General features: G+C 66.6%; 13 protein-coding genes. 8 read left to right on the top strand and 5 right to left on the bottom strand.

Annotated elements, in window-relative coordinates; translation table 11 throughout:
* Window positions 1-17 precede the first annotated feature (17 nt).
* The 3 genes from AC3WLF_RS29830 to AC3WLF_RS29820 are packed head-to-tail and all read right to left on the bottom strand — an operon-like array spanning window position 18 to window position 3834.
* On the bottom strand, window positions 18-218 hold the full coding sequence (locus tag AC3WLF_RS29830; protein WP_492359224.1) for a DUF1656 domain-containing protein: 201 nt from the start codon (window positions 216-218) through the stop codon (window positions 18-20).
* A gap of 18 nt (window positions 219-236) precedes the next feature.
* Complete coding sequence (locus AC3WLF_RS29825; protein WP_492359223.1) at window positions 237-1709, bottom strand: efflux transporter outer membrane subunit; 1473 nt, start codon at window positions 1707-1709, stop codon at window positions 237-239.
* Window positions 1699-3834: an FUSC family protein gene (locus AC3WLF_RS29820; RefSeq protein ID WP_492317713.1), complete on the bottom strand. Its 2136-nt coding sequence runs from the start codon at window positions 3832-3834 to the stop codon at window positions 1699-1701. The genes AC3WLF_RS29825 and AC3WLF_RS29820 overlap by 11 nt, the downstream gene beginning before the upstream one ends.
* Before the next feature lie 256 nt (window positions 3835-4090).
* Here AC3WLF_RS29820 and AC3WLF_RS29815 point away from each other — a divergent pair, with 256 nt between their 5' ends.
* From AC3WLF_RS29815 to aceE, 6 genes are all read left to right on the top strand, one after another.
* The gene (locus tag AC3WLF_RS29815; RefSeq protein ID WP_492359222.1) at window positions 4091-5050 is read left to right on the top strand and encodes a pirin family protein; all 960 of its coding nucleotides are present in this window, start codon (window positions 4091-4093) and stop codon (window positions 5048-5050) included.
* A gap of 266 nt (window positions 5051-5316) precedes the next feature.
* On the top strand, window positions 5317-6267 hold the full coding sequence (locus AC3WLF_RS29810; protein ID WP_492317715.1) for a VOC family protein: 951 nt from the start codon (window positions 5317-5319) through the stop codon (window positions 6265-6267).
* A gap of 107 nt (window positions 6268-6374) precedes the next feature.
* Entirely contained in the window at window positions 6375-7238 is an 864-nt protein-coding gene (locus AC3WLF_RS29805; protein WP_492317716.1) for a fumarylacetoacetate hydrolase family protein, read from the top strand.
* A gap of 31 nt (window positions 7239-7269) precedes the next feature.
* On the top strand, window positions 7270-9048 hold the full coding sequence (locus AC3WLF_RS29800) for an FAD-dependent oxidoreductase (protein ID WP_492359221.1): 1779 nt from the start codon (window positions 7270-7272) through the stop codon (window positions 9046-9048).
* Window positions 9049-9128: 80 nt separating this feature from the next.
* Complete coding sequence (locus AC3WLF_RS29795) at window positions 9129-9920, top strand: GntR family transcriptional regulator (RefSeq protein ID WP_235205969.1); 792 nt, start codon at window positions 9129-9131, stop codon at window positions 9918-9920.
* A gap of 194 nt (window positions 9921-10114) precedes the next feature.
* Window positions 10115-12796 (top strand): pyruvate dehydrogenase (acetyl-transferring), homodimeric type, encoded by a 2682-nt coding sequence (gene aceE, locus AC3WLF_RS29790; protein WP_492359220.1) that lies wholly within the window; start codon window positions 10115-10117, stop codon window positions 12794-12796.
* Window positions 12797-12805: 9 nt separating this feature from the next.
* Here the strand turns inward: aceE and AC3WLF_RS29785 are convergent, their stop codons facing one another.
* The gene (locus tag AC3WLF_RS29785; protein WP_492352947.1) at window positions 12806-13768 is read right to left on the bottom strand and encodes a LysR family transcriptional regulator; all 963 of its coding nucleotides are present in this window, start codon (window positions 13766-13768) and stop codon (window positions 12806-12808) included.
* Between the two features lie 150 nt (window positions 13769-13918).
* A complete protein-coding gene (locus AC3WLF_RS29780; RefSeq protein ID WP_492352948.1) occupies window positions 13919-14815 on the bottom strand; it encodes a VOC family protein in 897 nt (298 codons plus the stop codon).
* A gap of 308 nt (window positions 14816-15123) precedes the next feature.
* Between AC3WLF_RS29780 and AC3WLF_RS29775 the strand changes: the two genes are divergently transcribed.
* Together AC3WLF_RS29775 and AC3WLF_RS29770 are read left to right on the top strand one after the other, a co-directional pair.
* Window positions 15124-16752, top strand: a complete 1629-nt coding sequence (locus AC3WLF_RS29775) for an FAD-dependent monooxygenase (RefSeq protein ID WP_492359219.1) — start codon at window positions 15124-15126, stop codon at window positions 16750-16752.
* Window positions 16753-16780: 28 nt separating this feature from the next.
* Window positions 16781-17809 (top strand): CDP-6-deoxy-delta-3,4-glucoseen reductase (locus AC3WLF_RS29770; protein ID WP_492359218.1); only part of this gene is annotated, 1029 nt, incomplete at its 3' end.

Raw genomic sequence — 17809 nt, 5'->3', positions numbered from 1 at the left:
TTTTTCTTGCGCGGCACTCAGCGCCACAGCGCCAGCCCGATGCCACTGAAGATCGATATGAACAGCGACACCCGGAACAGCGGCGGATGCCACACCCGCCGGTAGACGCCCAGGCGCACAAGCAGGCGGTCCACCAGCAGGTACAGCAGCAGGCAGCCGACAAATATCGGCAGCAGCGACGGCATCAGGATGGAAACCAGTGCGATCTCACGTGGCATGGTGGGCGTCTGCGTGCATCATGTCGGCTCGCTGGCGACCGCGGCAGCGTCGAAGCCGCCGCCCAGCGCCTGCATCAGGCTCGCCCATGCGTCCAGGCGGGCCGCGCGCACCAGCGCCAGGCCCTGTTCCTGGCGCCGCAACTCGGTCTCGGCGGCGAGGACGTTGAGGTAGTCGGTAAAGCCGCTGCGGTAGCCGCGCTCGGCCAGTGCATAGGTTTGCCGGGCCGCGCGCAGCGCCTGTTCGATGCCAGCCTGCTGGCGTGTCAGCGATTGCAGCGAGATTACCGCGTCGGCCACGCCCCGGAAGGCTGCCAGCACGGCCTTGTTGTAGCTCTCGACTGCGATGTCGTAACTGCGCGTGGCCACACCGTGGTTGCCCTGCCTGCGGCCGCCGTCGAAGATTGGCAGCGAGATTGCCGCGCCCACGTTGTGCCCGATCGCATCGCGGTCGACAAAGGTGAAGAAGTTGCCGAAGGCTGCCGATGCCAGGCCAATGCTCGCCACCAGGTTGATATTCGGGTAGAAATCCGCCCTGGTGACCTTGATGCCCTGCGCGGCTGACTCGACGCGCCAGCGTTGCGCCACCACGTCCGGGCGGTGCCCGACCAGTTCCGCCGGCAGCGACGCAGGCACCGCGATCGGCGCCGCCAGGACCAGGGCGGGGCGCGCCAGCTTGTCGCCCGCGCCGGGGCCGTCGCCACTGAGCACCGCGAGCTGGTTCTTCACCAGCGCGATGGCGCGGTCTGCCTGCTGTACCTGCGCCTGCAGTGCCGGGATCGGTGTGCCCGCCTCGCTCAACTCCAGTTCACTGGCCAGGCCGCGGCTGTTGCGCTTGCGAATGATCTCGTGGATGCGGGTCTGGCGCGCAAGGTTGGCCTGGCTGACGTCGCGCAGCGCGTACTGCAGTGCCAGGTCGATATAGGCGCGCACTACGGTTGTCTCCAGGCTCAGCTGCGCCATGCGCGCATCGGCCGCCGCTGCTTGCACGTTGTCCAACGCGCCTTGCAGGGCTGCGCGGTTGCGTCCCCAAAGGTCCAGGTCGTAGGAGAGATCGGCGGCGAGATGGTTGTTCCAGGTGGTATGCCCGCCGATGGGCTGTGGCGAAGACAGCCGCGGAAAGCGCGTACGACCGAAGGCACCTCCCGCAAGCACGTTGGGCTCGATGGCAGCGCCGGCGATCTTTGCCTGCGCCAACGCCAGTTCGCTGCGCGCCTGCGCGATGCGCATGTCGGGCGAGCCGGCGACCGCGTGCGCCACCAGAGCATCCAGGTTTGGGTCGCCGAGTTGCGACCACCATGCCCGCTGGGGCCAGCCGGCATCTTGCTGCGTGGCGCGCAGCGCAGCGCCGGGGTCGACCGCGGCAGCGTCCAGCGGCGTGGCCGCGGGTTCGATTCCGCCGGTGTTGGCACAGGCTGCAAGCATGGCGATGCAGGCGCCGGCGAGCGCGAGCATCCGTAGTGCCGCCTTTGCCGGCGTTGCCTCAGCGCGCATCTGGTCCCTGAGCAACGCCGACCAGCGGCAAGGCATCGTCAAGCAGCGACAGTCGCATCGCATGCAGGGTGGCGCGCGCCTCGCCGGCAGCCGGCGACGCGTTGCGGCCGGTCCACGCGATGGTTTGCTCCAGGACCAGGACGGCCGCCCCGAAAGTGGCCGGCAACGGTGCGCGGAACAGCGCGGAAAGGGCCGCCAGCAGGTCCGCCTGGCGGCGCTCCCAGGTCACGGGCAGCACGCCGCGGGCCGTGATCTCGCGCAGGGCGATCGTGCCCAACCCGATCTCGAGCGCGGCAAAGGCCCAGCCCAGCAACTCGGCCTGGCCGGCTCGCCCGGCTGGCGGGCGCGAGCCGGCAAACTGGATGAAGTCGCGGATATGGGTTTCGAAGTGAAGGCGCAGTCCTGCGAGCGGGGAGCGGCAGATGTCGGCCGCGACCAGCTGGCGCAGCTGCTTCAGGTACTGCTCGGCCAGCCAGTGGCCGCCCTGCGGCACGATGGTGGCGAACGCCAGCGAGGCGATGGCGATACCCATCAGTGTGGCGATGCCTGCGTCGAGGTAGCCGGCCGGGTTGAAAACCATCGGATTGCCGAGGTTGCCGAGAAAGCAGAAATAGATGCCGAAGCCCAGTCCGATCGCCGCAGTCGGCGGGAAGGTCCCGACGTAGCTGCCGATCGCAATGAACGGCGCCAGCGCCACGGCCAGCAGCAGGAAGCCGTCGAGATGCGGCAGCAGGAAAAAATTGAAAAAGAGGCCCGCCACCCACGCCAGGGCGCACCCGATCAGCATCTGGCGGGCAATGGCGATGGGCTGGGGCATGATCGAGTACAGCGAGATGGCGATGGTTGCCGCGATCACGCCGGAGTTGCCGCCGGCCCACCCCGAGACGATCCACAGCCACGCGCTGACCAGTACCGCCACCGTGGCGCGCATGCCCGAGGCGAGGGCGAAGGCCCGGTTGGCCGGGTTGGCACGCCCGCGCGGCCGCTCGCGTGGCGCCGGCGACGCAGCGATGCCAGGGGCCCGCAGCGCCAGGAAATTGTCGGTATATGACAGCAAGTCGGACACGGCTTCGCGCAGCGCCGTGGCGCCGGCGGCAAAGCGGTCGGCTGCCAGCAGCGGCGCATCGGCCAGGGTTGCCCTTGCCGCAGCGATGTAAGCGGGCAGTGCCGCATCGAGGCTGAGAAGGCCCCGGTGCAGTGTGGCGATTTCCTCCAGTTCCAGTCGCGTACGCCCCGCTGTGGCGGGCAGCACCGCGGCAAGGCGCCCGAACAGAGCGTCCAGTGCATCGCCCGCACGGTGGTCGGCAGCCTTGGCCAGGCGGGCCCTGAGCTGGTGGATGGTATGGAAGCGTGCCAGTGCCTCGAGGAAATCGTGGTTCAGGCGCAGCATCAGCGCGTTGTTCGCGCGCATTTCCGGATCCTCGAACACCGCTGCGCTGCGCAGGCTTTCCAGCTGTGCGCGCTCGCCGGCCAGGCGCAGGTGCAGCGTGCCAAGTCGCGCGGTGGTCTCACTGCCCTGCAGCGCGCTGCGGATGAAGCCGGCGAAGGTGGCGATATGCTGTTGCCCGGCGGCCAGCAGCATCGATGCCACGCGCTGCGGAAACAGCAGGCCGCTCACCATGCCGGCGCAGGCAATGCCGACCGAGACCTCGCTCATGCTGATCACGACGTTGTCGAAGATGGCGTAAGGGTTGGAGATCGACGGCACTGCGGCAATGCAGGTGGCATAGCCCGACAGCACGAACCCGTACGACTGGTAGTTGCGGAAATATGCCGCGCCGCCCACGCACAGGCCGATCCACACGGCCAGGGCCAGCAGGAACAGCATGCGCTCCTGCGGGAACGCAAAGAACAACAGCAGCGCGGCCACGCTGCCTACCATCATGCCGACGGCGCGGTAGAAGCCCCTCGCCAGCACCATGCCGCTGTGCTGGTGCATCATCAGGATGACCACCGACACCATTGCCGTGCGCGGCGAGGCCAGTTCCAGGCGCATCGACAGCCACGTTGCCATCAGCACGGCAATGACGGTCTTTGTCGCATGGAGCAGGCGGCCGCGGTCGGCTTGCCACCAGGCCCGGGCCGTGCCGGCCAGCCCTGCGCTGGCATAGGCTGCGGCGCTCACGCGTGCAAGCGCGGGGCGCGCCAGGGGGCGGTGCGCAACAGGTGCGCGGTGGAATGGCGCCGCATGGTCTCGGTCATGGAAGTGTGGACTTCTGTGGCTTCTGTCACGGCGTGATCATAGTTCAAGAAGGCGCTTGGGAGCGTTCGCTCAGCGCGAACATGGTGTTCGATCTTGTACGCCTACCGGCTGCGCCGGGCCGCCTGTAGGCTGGTCAGCCTGGCAATCACCGCGCCGCGTCGGCGGCAAGGAGTCCACCATGAGCAACACCACGGCACAATCCACGGCTTCGCTGTCGCGCGACTGCGCGCCGTGCCCCGGCCAGCCGGTCCTGGAGCGTATCCAGACGCGGCCGGCGGAGGTCGGAGAAGGCCTGATCATCCACCGCGCCTTGCCCAACCGGCAGCGGCGCATGGTCGGCGCCTGGTGCTTTCTCGACCATGCGGGTCCGATCGACTTTCCCGACGGCCACGGGCTGAACGTCGGGCCGCATCCACATATCGGTCTGCAAACCTTTACCTGGATGATCGAGGGTGAGGTGCTGCACCGCGACAGCCTCGGTTACGAGCAACTGGTCAGGCCGGGGCAGGTCAACCTGATGACGGCGGGCAACGGCATTGCCCACGCAGAGCATTCGGTAGCCACCGGCGGCCGCTTGCACGCCGCCCAGCTCTGGATTGCACTTCCCGAAGACAGGCGGCATATGGCGCCGGCATTCCAGAACTATCCGGACCTGCCGCGCGTGGTGTCGGGCGGGTTTGACATCACGGTGCTGGCAGGAACAGCGTTCGGCCGGACCTCTCCGGTGGCGGTGCACTCACCGCTGGTCGGTATGGACCTCGCGACCAGGCAGGCCGCCAGCACGGATGTTGCGGCCGATCCTGCCTTCGAATACGCGGCGCTCACGTTGAGCGGCGAAGCGGTCGTGGAGGGCGAGGTGCTGGGCCCTGACACGCTGCTCTACCTCGGCACCGGACGACAGCAGATCGCCGTGCGCAGCGACGGGCCGGCCGAGTTGCTGCTGATCGGCGGGGCCCCGTTTGAAGAGGGGATCGTGTTGTGGTGGAACTTCGTTGCGCGCAACGCGGCCGAGATCGAGGCCGCCACGAATGACTGGAACAGCGGCGCCAGCCGCTTTGGCGAAGTTGCCGGGGATGTCGGTGCACGCCTGGTTGCGCCTGACGTGACCGGCATGCACCTCAAACCGCAGCGACGCTGAAGCCAGGTCGCCGCGTACCGGCACCGCCTGCCAGTGTCGGGCCGGTGATCTTCAGGTTGCATCAACCTCTCTAGCCATCAGGGCCGGATGTCCCGTTGCCATGCCTTACGGATTCGGATGCCGGTCCGTGCGCATTGTTCAATAGATATGCAAAACTTGTTTTTATATATTTTATTGAATAGTATAGCCACCAGGCCGAAGCCAGACGTGAGTGCAGGGAAGAGCAGGCACGGCGCGGCAAGTCATAAGAACGACAGGAGACAAGGATGAATACGAACGGAGCACAGCCAGCCGCTGCTGCAGCCGGTCCGAAGTACGCGGTCCATTCAATCGACCACTATGCACTCGAAGTGCCGGACCTGTCCGTGGCAGAGCACTTCCTCGATGCCTTCGGGCTGACGCTGCGCCACAACACGGGCTGGCTCGAAGCCTATGCCGCGGACGGGCATTGCTGGGCGCGCTTCCGTGAAGGCGAGCACAAGCGCCTGGCCTACCTGAGCTTCAATTGCTATGCCGAAGACCTGGCCGGCATCCGCCAGCAGCTGGCCGATGCCGGCGCGGCATTCGTCAATGACGCACCGCATGGACAGGCCGGAGGCATCTGGTTCTTCGATCACGACGGGAATCTCGTGCAGGTCAAGGCCGGCCCGAAGACATCGCCCGATGCCAAGCTCAAGGCCGGGCTGGAAAGCGTGCCGGCCGGCCAGCGCGGCGCCGTGGTACGCAGCCAGGTGCAGAAAGTGCGTCCGCGCCGGCTCTCGCATGTGCTGCTGTTCTCGCCCAACGTGCCGAACCTGGTTGGGTTCTATCGCGACGCGCTGGGGCTGCGCCTGTCTGACAGTTCGGCCGATATCATCGCCTTCACCCACGCCCCGCACGGCAGCGATCATCACCTGCTGGCATTGGTGAAGAGTTCCGCCAAGGGCTGGCACCATGCCGCCTGGGACGTGGCCAGCGTCAACGAGGTGGGGCAGGGCGCGGCCCAGATGGCCAATGCCGGCTACTCCCGTGGCTGGGGTACCGGGCGCCACGTACTGGGTTCGAACTACTTTTTCTATGTGCTGGATCCCTGGGGCTCGTTCTGCGAGTTCTCGGCGGATATCGACTACATCCCCGCCGGCTGCGAATGGCCCACCGGCGACTTTGCGCCGGAAGACTCCCTGTACCAGTGGGGGCCCGACATGCCCGACTACTTCATCCGCAATACGGAAGCCTGAACGCCGGCTGCGCAGTGGCGCTTTGCGTCTTTTTTCTGAAAATATATTTTCAGTTGATATTTATATCGTAGGCCGATGGGCCGCGATCATTCCCCGGAGCTTGAAGCATGAAACTTGCAACCTTTTTGCTGGATGGGCGCGCGCGCGTTGGCGTAGTGTCCGCCGATGGTGTACTGGCCCTGCCCGAGGCGGCGGGCAACGATGTCGGCGCGCTGGTGGCCGTTGGCACGGACAGCGAGCGTTGGCGCGCCCTGTACGCACAGGCCACGCCGGTGGCCGATGCTGACAGCCTGACCTGGCTGCCACCCGTGGGCCGTCCGCCCAAGATTCTGTGCGTCGGGCTGAACTATGCCGACCACACCAAGGAATCGCCCTACGATCAACCGGACTATCCGACCCTGTTCCTGCGCGTGGCGACCAGCCTGGTGGGCCACAACGGCGCGATCGTGCGGCCGCTGGTTAGCGATTCTCTCGACTACGAAGGCGAGCTGGCCGTGATCATCGGCAAGGGCGGCCGGCATATCGCCAGGGATGAGGCGCTGGGCCACGTGTTCGGCTACTCGATCTTCAACGACGGTTCGGTGCGCGAATACCAGTTCAAATCGCCGCAATGGACCGTGGGCAAGAACTTCGATGCCACCGGCGGCTTCGGCCCGGTGGTGGTCACCGCCGACGAGCTGCCGCCGGGCGCGGCGGGCCTGCAGCTGGAAACGCGCCTCAACGGGCAGGTGGTGCAGTCGGCCAGCACCTCGGACATGCTGTACGACGTGGCCTCACTCATCTCGATCATCAGCGAGGCAATCACGCTCGAGCCGGGCGACGTCATCGTGGCCGGCACGCCGTCCGGCATTGGCTGGGCACGCAAGCCGCAGCTGCTGATGCGCCACGGCGACGTGTGCGAGGTATCGATCGAGGGCATCGGCACGCTGTCGAACCCGATCGTGGATGAGCCGGGGCGGGCGGCGCGATAAGCCCGACACCTGAGATCCGAGGAGACAACCCATGAAGACCATTGAAGTACCTGTGCTGGTGGTGGGCGCCGGGCCGGCCGGCCTGGCCACGACCGCGCTGCTGGCAACTTACGGCGTACCAGCGCTGACGATCACCAAGTACGCGGGCACGGCCAACTCGCCGCGGGCTCACATCACCAACCAGCGCACCATGGAGGTGTTCCGCGATCTCGCCATCGAGGATCGCGTGCTGGCGCTGGCCACGCCCAACGCGTTGATGAGCAACAACGTGTGGGCTACCAGCTTCGCCGGCACCGAGATCGCGCGGCTGCAGACCTGGGGCAGTTCCGAGCAGCGCAAGGCCGACTATGCGATGGCCAGCCCCTCGCCGATGTGCAACGCGCCGCAGCACCTGCTTGAGCCCGTGCTGCTGGATTGCGCGCGCGAGCGCGGCGCGCAGTTCCTTTTCAATACCGAGCTGACGGAGATCTCGCAGACGGCGGATGCGGTCACCGCCGTGCTGAGGGACCGCATCACCGGTGAAACCACGCAGGTGAAGGCGCGCTATGTGGTGGGCGCGGACGGTGGCGCCAGCACGGTGGTGCCGCAGTGCGGCTTCGAGATGGAAGGCCAGATGGGGCTCGGGGCCGCGGTCAACTGCTGGCTGGAGGTGGACCTCGCCAAATACTGCGAGCATCGTCCCGGCGTACTTTACTGGATGACCCAGCCGGGCAACGACTACTGGGTGGGTAGCGGTACGTACATCTGCGTGCGGCCGTGGAACGAATGGGTGCTGCTCTTCATGTACGACCCGGCGCAGGGCGAGCCCGATCTCAGCGAAGAGGCTGTGATCCGCCGCGCGCGGGCAACCATTGGCGACGACTCGCTGCCCATCCGCGTAAAGGCGGTCAGCAAATGGCAGATCAATCATGTTGCGGCGAAGGACATGCGCAAGGGCCGGGTATTCATCGCCGGCGACGCAGCTCACAGGCATCCGCCCGCCAACGGGCTCGGTACCAATACGTCAATTCAGGACGCGTTCAACCTGGCCTGGAAGCTTGCCCACGTGATCCGCGGCAACGCCGACGACAGCCTGCTTGACACCTACTCCGCCGAGCGGCAGCCGGTGGCCCGGCGCGTGGTTGACCGGGCGATGCAGTCGGTCCGCAATATGCTGCCGATTGCCAAGGCGCTGGGGTTCGAGCCCGGCCAGAGTGAAGCGCAGGGCTGGCAGAACGTTGACGAACTCTTCGGCGATACGGAGCGGGGCCGCGAGCGGCGCCACGCCTTGCAGGAGGCCGTCAGGCTGCAGAATTACCAGTTCAACTGCCACGGCGTGGAAATGGGGCAGGTCTATGCTTCGGATGCGGTGGTGTCCGATGGCCGGAGCCGGGCCCCCTGCACGCGGGATCCGGATCTCTACTATCACCCGGACACTGCGCCGGGCGGTGTTGTGCCTCACGCATGGCTGGAGCGTAGCAAGGAGCGGGTCTCCACCCTGGACCTGGTGGGGCACGGCCGCTTTACGCTGCTTACCGGTATCGGTGGCGATGACTGGCGCCGCATTGCCGCAGACGTGTCAGCCGCGCTAGAGATTGAGCTCGAAGTCGTCAGCATCGGCGGGCCGAACTGCGATGCCCACGACGTCTATGGCACCTGGAGCGAACTGCGCAGCATCTCGGATTCCGGGGCCGTCCTGGTGCGGCCGGACCGGATCGTCGGCTGGCGGCATGCGCAGCTCGATGCGTGCGCAGCGCAGGGCCTGGAACACGCGATGCGCAGCATGCTTGGCCGGGCGGCGCTGGCGGGCGGGCGGCGCCAGGCGGCGTAGCGAAAAGCACAAGGTGCCCGCCCATGCGTCTCGCAAAATATATAATGTTTGACACTATCTATCATCTGCGAGACCAAGCCGTGGCGAGAACAAAGTCAGCGAAGGCTGTTTCCGACGAGGCTGCAACGGCTTTGCCGGAAGCCCCGGACCTGGGCGGGCGCACCTGGGCTTCCGTGCTGGAGCAATCCGTGCGCGAGGACATCATCAACGGCAAACTGCCCGCCGGCAGCAAGCTGCGCCTGAAGGATCTGGCCGAGCGCTACCAGGCCGGCGTGATTCCGCTGCGCGAAGCCCTGTCGCGGCTGTGTACCACGGGCTTCGTGCTGGCCATCGACCAGAAGGGATTCCGGGTGGCGCCGCTGTCGGCGGAAGAACTGCTGGACATCACCCGCGTGCGCCAGCAGATCGATACCAGCGCGCTGCGCGACGCGATCGAGGCCGGCGATATCGCATGGGAAGCGCAAGTGGTCGCGATGCATCACCGGCTGACGCGGATCCCGATGGTGCTGCGCGGCAAGGACGGGGCGCTCAATCCTGAATGGGAAGAGGCGCACGCCGCCTTCCACGAAGTGCTGGTGGCCGGCTGCCGCTCGGCATGGCTGCGGCGCTTCTCAGTGGTGCTGCGCGACCAGACCGCCCGCTATCGCTTCTTGTCCCTCGCCGTGCCCAAGGCTGCGCGGGCGCGCGACGTCGCGGCCGAGCATGAAGCCATCGTCAACGCCATCGTCGCGCGCAATGCGCGTGAAGCGTGCCGGTTGCTGTCAGAGCATTTCCAGGCGACCACAGACCTGGTGTTGAAGTACCTGGAGCAGCAGAAGGTGAAGGCAAGGCCATCGCGCAGGGCGGCAGTGCCCACTGAGCTGGCTACCTGAGGTAGGCAGGCGGCTGCCCCGACAGCAGTTACCAAGCGCGCGCTGCGGGGTATGCGGTGTTTCTCCTGCGGAAACACCGTGTTCGCCATTCCTTGCCTTACGGTGATGCGTGGCGAATGCTAGCCTTGAGTCCCTTTCCCGCGGTACCGCGAGACGGACCGCGGGGCATTCTGCCGATACCCAGGAGTTCCCCCATGGCGCAAGCTCTCCCAGCCAGTTCCCGCAACGATGACCCCGACGCCCAGGAAACCGCCGAATGGCTGGATGCGCTTGAGGCGGTGATCGAGCAAGAGGGGCCGGAGCGCGCACATTACCTGATCGAGCGGCTGATCGAGCGCGCCCATGGCGCCGGCATCTACCTGCCGTTCAGCGCCAACACCGCCTACCTCAACACCCTCCCGCTCGATGCGCAGGCGCGCAGCCCGGGCGACCATGAGCTCGAGCACCGCATCCGCTCCTATGTCCGCTGGAATGCGATCGCGCTGGTATTGCGCGCGGCGCGCGACACCAATGTCGGCGGCCATATTGCCAGCTTTGCCTCGGCGGCGACGCTGTATGAGATCGGCTTCAACCACTTCTGGCACGCGCCCTCGCCGCAGCATGGCGGCGACCTGGTCTTCTTCCAGGGACACTCGGCGCCAGGCTTCTATGCGCGCGCGTTCCTGGAGGGCCGGCTGACGGCCGAACAGATGGACAACTTCCGCCAGGAGGTGGACGGCAAGGGCATCTCGTCCTACCCGCACCCATGGCTGATGCCGGACTTCTGGCAGTTCCCCACGGTGTCGATGGGGCTGGCGCCGATCATGGGCATCTATCAGGCCCGCTTCATGAAGTACCTGCAGGACCGCGGCTTTGGCCAGCATGAGGGCCGCAAGGTGTGGGTCTTCTGCGGCGACGGCGAGATGGACGAGCCCGAATCGCGCGGCGCGCTGGGCATGGCCGGGCGCGAGCAGCTGGACAACCTGGTCTTCGTCATCAACTGCAACCTGCAGCGGCTGGACGGGCCGGTGCGCGGCAACGGCAAGATCATCCAGGAGCTGGAATCGGAGTTCCGCGGCGCGGGCTGGAACGTGGTCAAGGTGGTCTGGGGCAGCAAATGGGATGCGCTGCTGGCGCGCGACAAGGCCGGCATCCTGGCGCAGCGGATGATGGAATGCGTCGACGGCGACTACCAGACCTTCAAGTCGAAGGACGGCGCCTACGTGCGCGAGCACTTCTTCAACACTCCCGAGCTGAAGGCCCTGGTCGCGGACTGGTCCGACGACGACATCTGGGCGCTGAACCGCGGCGGGCACGATCCGCACAAGGTCTACGCCGCCTACCAGGCCGCCAGCCAGCACCGCGGCCAGCCGACCGTGATCCTGGCCAAGACCATCAAGGGCTACGGCATGGGCGAGGCCGGCGAGGCGCAGAACATCACGCACCAGCAGAAGAGCATGCGGGTGGAAGCGCTGATGCAGTTCCGCGACCGCTTCCGGCTGCCGCTGTCCGACCAGCAGCTGGACGAGCTGCCCTACCTCAGCTTCGAGGAAGGCTCGCGCGAACACAGCTACCTGCATGAACGGCGCCAGGCGCTGGGCGGCTACCTGCCGGCGCGGCGCCGGCGCGGGCCGTCGCTGCCGGTGCCGGCGCTGTCGGCGTTCGAGGCGCAGCTCAAGGCCAGTGGCGACGGGCGCGAGTTCTCCACCGCGATGAGCTTCGTGCGCATCCTCAACACGCTGCTGCGCGACCAGGCGCTGGGCCGGCGCATCGTGCCCATCGTCTCGGACGAGTCGCGCACCTTCGGCATGGAAGGGCTGTTCCGGCAGATCGGCATCTGGTCGCAACAGGGGCAGACCTATACGCCGCAAGACGCTACGCAGCTGAGCTTCTACAAGGAATCCAAGGACGGGCAGATCCTGCAGGAAGGGATCAACGAGGCCGGCGCCATGGCTGACTGGATTGCCGCCGCCACGTCATACTCGACGCACGGCGAGCCAATGATCCCGTTCTTTATCTTCTATTCGATCTTCGGCTTCCAGCGCTTCGGCGACCTGGCCTGGGCCGCCGGCGATCAGCGTGCGCGCGGCTTCCTGCTGGGCGGCACCGCCGGGCGCACCACCCTGAATGGCGAAGGGCTGCAGCACGAGGACGGACACAGCCTGGTGTGGGGCGGCACCATTCCCAATTGCATCAGCTACGACCCTACCTTTGCCTATGAACTGGCGGTGATCATCCAGGACGGCCTGCGCCGCATGGTGCAGGAGCAGGAGGATGTTTACTACTACATCACCGTGATGAACGAGAACTACGAGCACCCGGCCATGCCCGAAGGCGCCGAGGGCGACATCCTGAAAGGGATGTACCTGTTCCGCCGCGGCAAGGAGGGCGGTGACGGGCAGCCCCGCGTGCAGCTGCTCGGCGCCGGCACCATCTTCCGCGAAGTGATCGCCGCGGCGGCATTGCTGGAGCAGGACTGGGGCGTGCAGGCCGACCTGTGGGGCTGCCCCAGCTTCACCGAACTGGCGCGCGAGGGCAATGCCGCGGCGCGCTGGAACCTGCTGCATCCGGGCGAGACGCCTCGCCTTTCCCACGTGGAGCAATGCCTGGCGCCGACGCAAGGACCCGTGATTGCGGCTACCGACTACGTGCGCGCGCTGGCCGACCAGATCCGTACCTTCGTGCCGCGCCGGTATGCGGTGCTGGGCACCGACGGCTATGGCCGTTCCGATACGCGTGAGCAGCTGCGGCATTTCTTTGAGGTCGACCGCTACTGGATTACGGTCACAGCGCTGAAAGCGCTGGCGGACGAGGGTGCGATCGGCGCGGCGGTGGTGCAGCAGGCGCTGCGGAAATACAGCCTCGATGCCGACAAGCCATATCCGCTGCGCGCCTGAGCGGGCGGATCAGCCCGGGAGGACGCGGGTGACCGCAGGCACCCTGGCGAAGCGCGCGGCCAGCGCCTCCCACGGCGGTGGCGACAGAGACTGCTGCAGGAACTGGATCAGGGTGCGCAGCTTCTGCGAGGGAAACTCGGAGCGCGGATAGACCGCGAACACCCCGTCGTCGAGCGGGGCCTCGTCCGGCAGCACCTGAACCAGGCTGCCCGCCGCCAGCGCTGCCGCGACAATGAACAGCGGCAGCACCGCGATGCCGTGCCCGGCCAGCGCCGCATCGCGCAGGATTTCGCCGTTGTTTGCGGTGAATACGCCGCGCGGCGTGATGATCCTGGGCGCGGCTTGCGGCGTGGTGCCGCGGAACGCCCAGATCTGGCCCGGCGGTGAATTGCTGTATGACAGGCACGCGTGCCGGGCAATGTCGTCAAGGCTCTCCGGCACGCCGGCCCGTTGTGCATAGTCGGGGCTGCAGCATACGATGCGCCGGCTGACCGCCAGCTTGCGCGCGATCAGCGCGCTGTCGGCCAGGCGCGTAATGCGGATCGCCACGTCGTAGCGCTCGTACCCGGTATCGACGAGGCGGTCGTCCAGTTCCATGACGACGTGCAGGCGCGGATGCTGCTTCGCGAACTCCGCGATCAGCGGCGACAGCCACAGTGTGCCGAAGCTCATTGGCGCCAGGATACGTAATTCACCGCACAGGTCGCCTGAGGTTTCCGAAATGCTCTCGGCGGCATGGGTCAGCTGCGCCATCGCGGCGCGGGCCTGCTCGTAGAAGTGGCGGCCGCTTTCCGTCGGCTGCACCCGGCGTGTGGAGCGCTGCAGCAAGGTGACGCTCAGGCTGCGCTCCAGGTCGCTGATGCGCTTGCTGACGACGGATTTCGACAGCCCCATGTGACGCGCTGCGCCGCTGACGCTGCCCATTTCGACGACCAGGAGGTACGCTTCGATGTCCTCGGTCCTGATTTGCATGTTGGCCTTTGCGCTTTGATTCCCTGGTACGACAGGATACTGAACGGTACTGTGTCCCTGCAATGAGGTATTGCACCGTGCAGGAAATCGCGGTGCTGGCCGCGTCGCCCCAGCGGCCCTGACGACTTCGTTCTTCTCGCGGCGCGCCCGCTACGCTTGCTCGATACTGCCCTTTGCACCAAACGCCGGGCTCGGCGAGCCGCCCCAGAGATCGGCTGCGTCCTTGCCGCGCTCCATCATGCGCGCTTCACGCGCGGTGGCTTCCGGGAACTCTTCCATGCCATAGCTGTACTCCGCAGTCAGCCCATCCGGATCGGAGAAGTAGAGAAAGATGCTGCCGGAATTGTAGTGGCGGCCCGGACCAAAGCTGATATCCACGCCGGCATTGCGCAAGCGGTTGACGGCCTTCCCGATATCGTCGATTTCAGAAACCATGAAGTTGACATGATGAAGCTGGTTTTCGCTGGTTTGGCCCACGGCGAAACTATGGTGATAGGGATTCGGAAAGCACCGAAGGAAGGCAAACCTTCCCGGCGTGTAGTCGGATACCTTGAAGCCGAAGTCGTTGAGCAGGGACTGATAGGTGGCGTCGAACGAGCGCGCCCCGATCACGACGTGGCCTAGTCTCGCGATCTTCGTGTGTGGTGAGGAGAACGGCCGGATCATTTGCATCACCTCCGCATAGAACTCGAAGGTAAGGCCACTGGATGGTTCCCGTACGCGGAAGCTGCGGCCTTGCCTGAGCGCTTCGCACTCGGCCGTCGTGAGTTCGACGGGGTGGAGGCCGCGCGCCTCGAAATGCGCGAAGGCATCGTCGAGCTGCCGGGCGTTCTCCAGCTCAAAGCCAACCCGGCAAAGTCCTGGCAGCGGCGACTCGAGCAGCACGAGATTGTGATGGTCCGACGAGCACCTGAGAAACGCTGCTTCGTCCGTGCGTTGCGTCAGCTCCAGTCCGACCAGGTCGCGATAAAACGCTACGGACCGGTCCAGGCTGGTCACGTTGAGCGCGACGTAGCCAAGCCTTCGATAGCGGAATGGTTGATTCACTGTCTTCTCCTTGGATTGCCTGCTTCCCTTAAGCCGCAAGTTCGTATCACCAGACGGATTAAATGACCGCACGGTGATACTGTACATCACTGGCGTTTGCCGATGCAATCGATCGGCAAGGGTCTGGTTGGCACCCGCCTCGGCGTGCCAGGCCCCGTGCCCGCCTGGGTCGTGCCCCCATGCCGGCAATGTCTTTTCGCATCTTGACAATGCCCTGAGCGGTGGCTAGAGTTGGCAGAAATGAAACAACGTGTCCGAGAGGTGAAACTAAAAACTCAACTGGACGCACGCCAACAAGGAGCAATCGGGTGTCGCAGACAGAGGTGCTGATCGTAGGGGCAGGGCCGGTGGGTTTGACGCTGGCGATCGATCTGGGGCAGCGGGGCGTGCGTTGCACGCTGGTGGAGCGCAACCAGGCGCCCGGGCGCTTGCCGAAGATGGAGCGCTGCAATGCGCGGACGATGGAGATCTACCGGCGCCTGGGGATAGCGGAGCAGATCCGGGACGCTGGATATCCGCGCGATGAGCCGATGGATGTGTTCATCGTGACTTCGCTGGCGGAGCCGCCGCTGTTGCACCGGGCGTATCCGTCGGTGCGTGAACTGCAGGCGCAGGGCAGGCGCCGCAATGACGGTGGCGCGCCGCTGGAGCCGTATCACCTGATCTCGCAATACACGCTGGAGCCGCTGCTGAAGGCGGTGGCAGAGCGCACGCCGAATGTGACGGTGCGCTTTGGCTGCGAGCTGACGGAGTTTGCGCAGGATGAGGACGGGGTAAGTGCGAGCGTTGTCGATAGCGAGGATGGCGCGCAGGAGATCCGCGCACGCTATCTGGTGGGATGCGATGGCGGCTCCAGCACGGTGCGCAAGCAACTGGGGATCCGCTTGAGCGGCGAGGGCAACATCCTGCGGCTGCGGCAAGCGCTGTTCCGGTGCGACGACCTGTATGCGCGCATTCCGATGGGGCGTGGGCGGCATTACCACGTGGTGGACGACCAGGAAACGCAGATCGTGGTGCAGGATGACTGCCGCCACTTCACCATGCACTCGGTGGTTGCCGACGATGCGCAGATGGTCGAGAAGTTCAGGCGCGTGGTCGGCCTGCCGATCGAGTTCGAGACCCTGTACGTGGGGGAGTGGACCCAGCACCTGCTGCTGGCGGACCGCTACGGCGAGGGACGGGTGTTCCTGGCTGGGGATTCGGCGCATCTGGTGATCCCGACGGGCGGCCTGGGGATGAACACCGGCGTTGGCGATGCGATCGACCTGTCGTGGAAGCTTGCGGCGACCCTGGCCGGGTGGGGCGGTCCGAACCTGCTGGGCTCGTACCAGCGCGAGCGCCGGCAGATCGGCGCGCGCAATGTGGCGGCGTCGCGCTATGCGGCCAACGGCAAGCGCACGTGGCGGGCGGCCTACCGGCCCGAAATCGGCGATCAGACGGCCGAGGGCGCCCAGGCACGGGCGAACCTGGTGCGCATCGCGGAAGTGGAGCAGCGCAAGGTCAACGAGCAGACGGGGACGGAACTGGGCTACCGCTATCTCGATTCGCCGCTGGTCTGGCCGGAGCCGGGAGAGAGCCCGGACCCGGACAGCTACAGCTACCGCCCGACCACCTGGCCGGGCGCGCGCCTGCCGCATGTGTGGCTGGATGACGGCAGCGCGCTGCATGACCGGATCGGGCCGGGCTACACGCTGCTGCGGCTCGGTGGCACGCGCACGGACACCTCGGGGCTGGCCGCATGCATGCGCGAGCTGGGCGCCCCGCTTGAGGTGATCGAGATCGGGGACGCGGCGCCGCGCGAGGTGTATGGGTGCGACCTGCTGCTGCTGCGCCCGGACCTGCACGTGGTCTGGCGCGGCAATCATCTGGATGTGGATCCGAAGCGGCTGGCCGCGGTGGCCACGGGGCACCGGCTGGCCCCGGCGGCGCAGGGCTGAACCGTTCCCGACTGACAGGACAGACGACATGACGTTCAAGGTGACCTTACAACCGAGCGGGCACAGCTATACGGTGCCGGCGGGGACGACGGTGCTGACGGCGGGGCTGAACGCCGGCTGGATCATGCCCTACAGCTGCCGTGCCGGTGGCTGCCGCACGTGCCGCGGGCGGATTCTTGAGGGACAGGTGGACCACGGCCGGGCCCACGCGGCGTACCTGACCGAGGCGCAGCGCGCCGAAGGGCTGGCCTTGCTGTGCCAGGCCAAGCCGCTGAGCGATCTGGTGATCGAGGTGAAGGAGCTGTCGCTCAAGCAGGTGAAGCCGCGCAAGACGCCGTGCCGGGTGCGGCAGATCCGGCGTGTGGCGCCGGACGTGGCGGTGCTGGAGCTGCGCCTGCCGATCAACGAGAACCTGCGCTACGCGCCGGGGCAATACCTGGACTTCCTGCTGCCGGGTGGCGAGCGGCGCAGCTATTCGATTGCGACGCCGCCGTCGGCGGCGGGGCAGATCTCGCTGGAGCTGCACATCCGGCATACGCCGGGCGGGGTGTTCACGGACCGGTTGTTCGGCGGGGAGATCGAGCCCGGGCAGATCCTGCAGTTCGAGGCGCCGCTGGGGACCTTCTCCCTGCGCGAGGAGAGCAGCGCGCCGATCGTGTTCGTGGCGAGCGGGACGGGCTTTGCGCCGATCAAGGCCATCATCGGCTACATGATCGAGCGCAAGCTGGAGCGGCCGATGACGCTGTACTGGGGCGGACGGCGGCGCCAGGACCTGTACCTGGACGAGCTGGTGCGCAGCTGGGAGTCGGCGTGTCCGTGGTTCCGGTATGTGCCGGTGCTGTCGGAGGCGCAGCCGGAGGATGGCTGGTCAGGGCGCACGGGCTATGTGCACCGGGCGGTGATGGAGGATCTGCCGGACCTGTCCGGGCACCAGGTGTATGCGTGCGGGGCGCCGGTGATGGTGGAGGCGGCGCGCGAGGACTTCGTGGCGCGGTGCGGGTTGCGCGAGAGCGAGTTCTTTGCCGACTCGTTCCTGACGCAGGCGGAGCTGGCGGGG

This window comes from Cupriavidus sp. FW306-01-F10A (assembly GCF_058782785.1).
The sequence above is the reverse complement of the archived record's forward strand: the minus strand, read 5'-3'. Positions and strand labels throughout refer to the sequence as shown.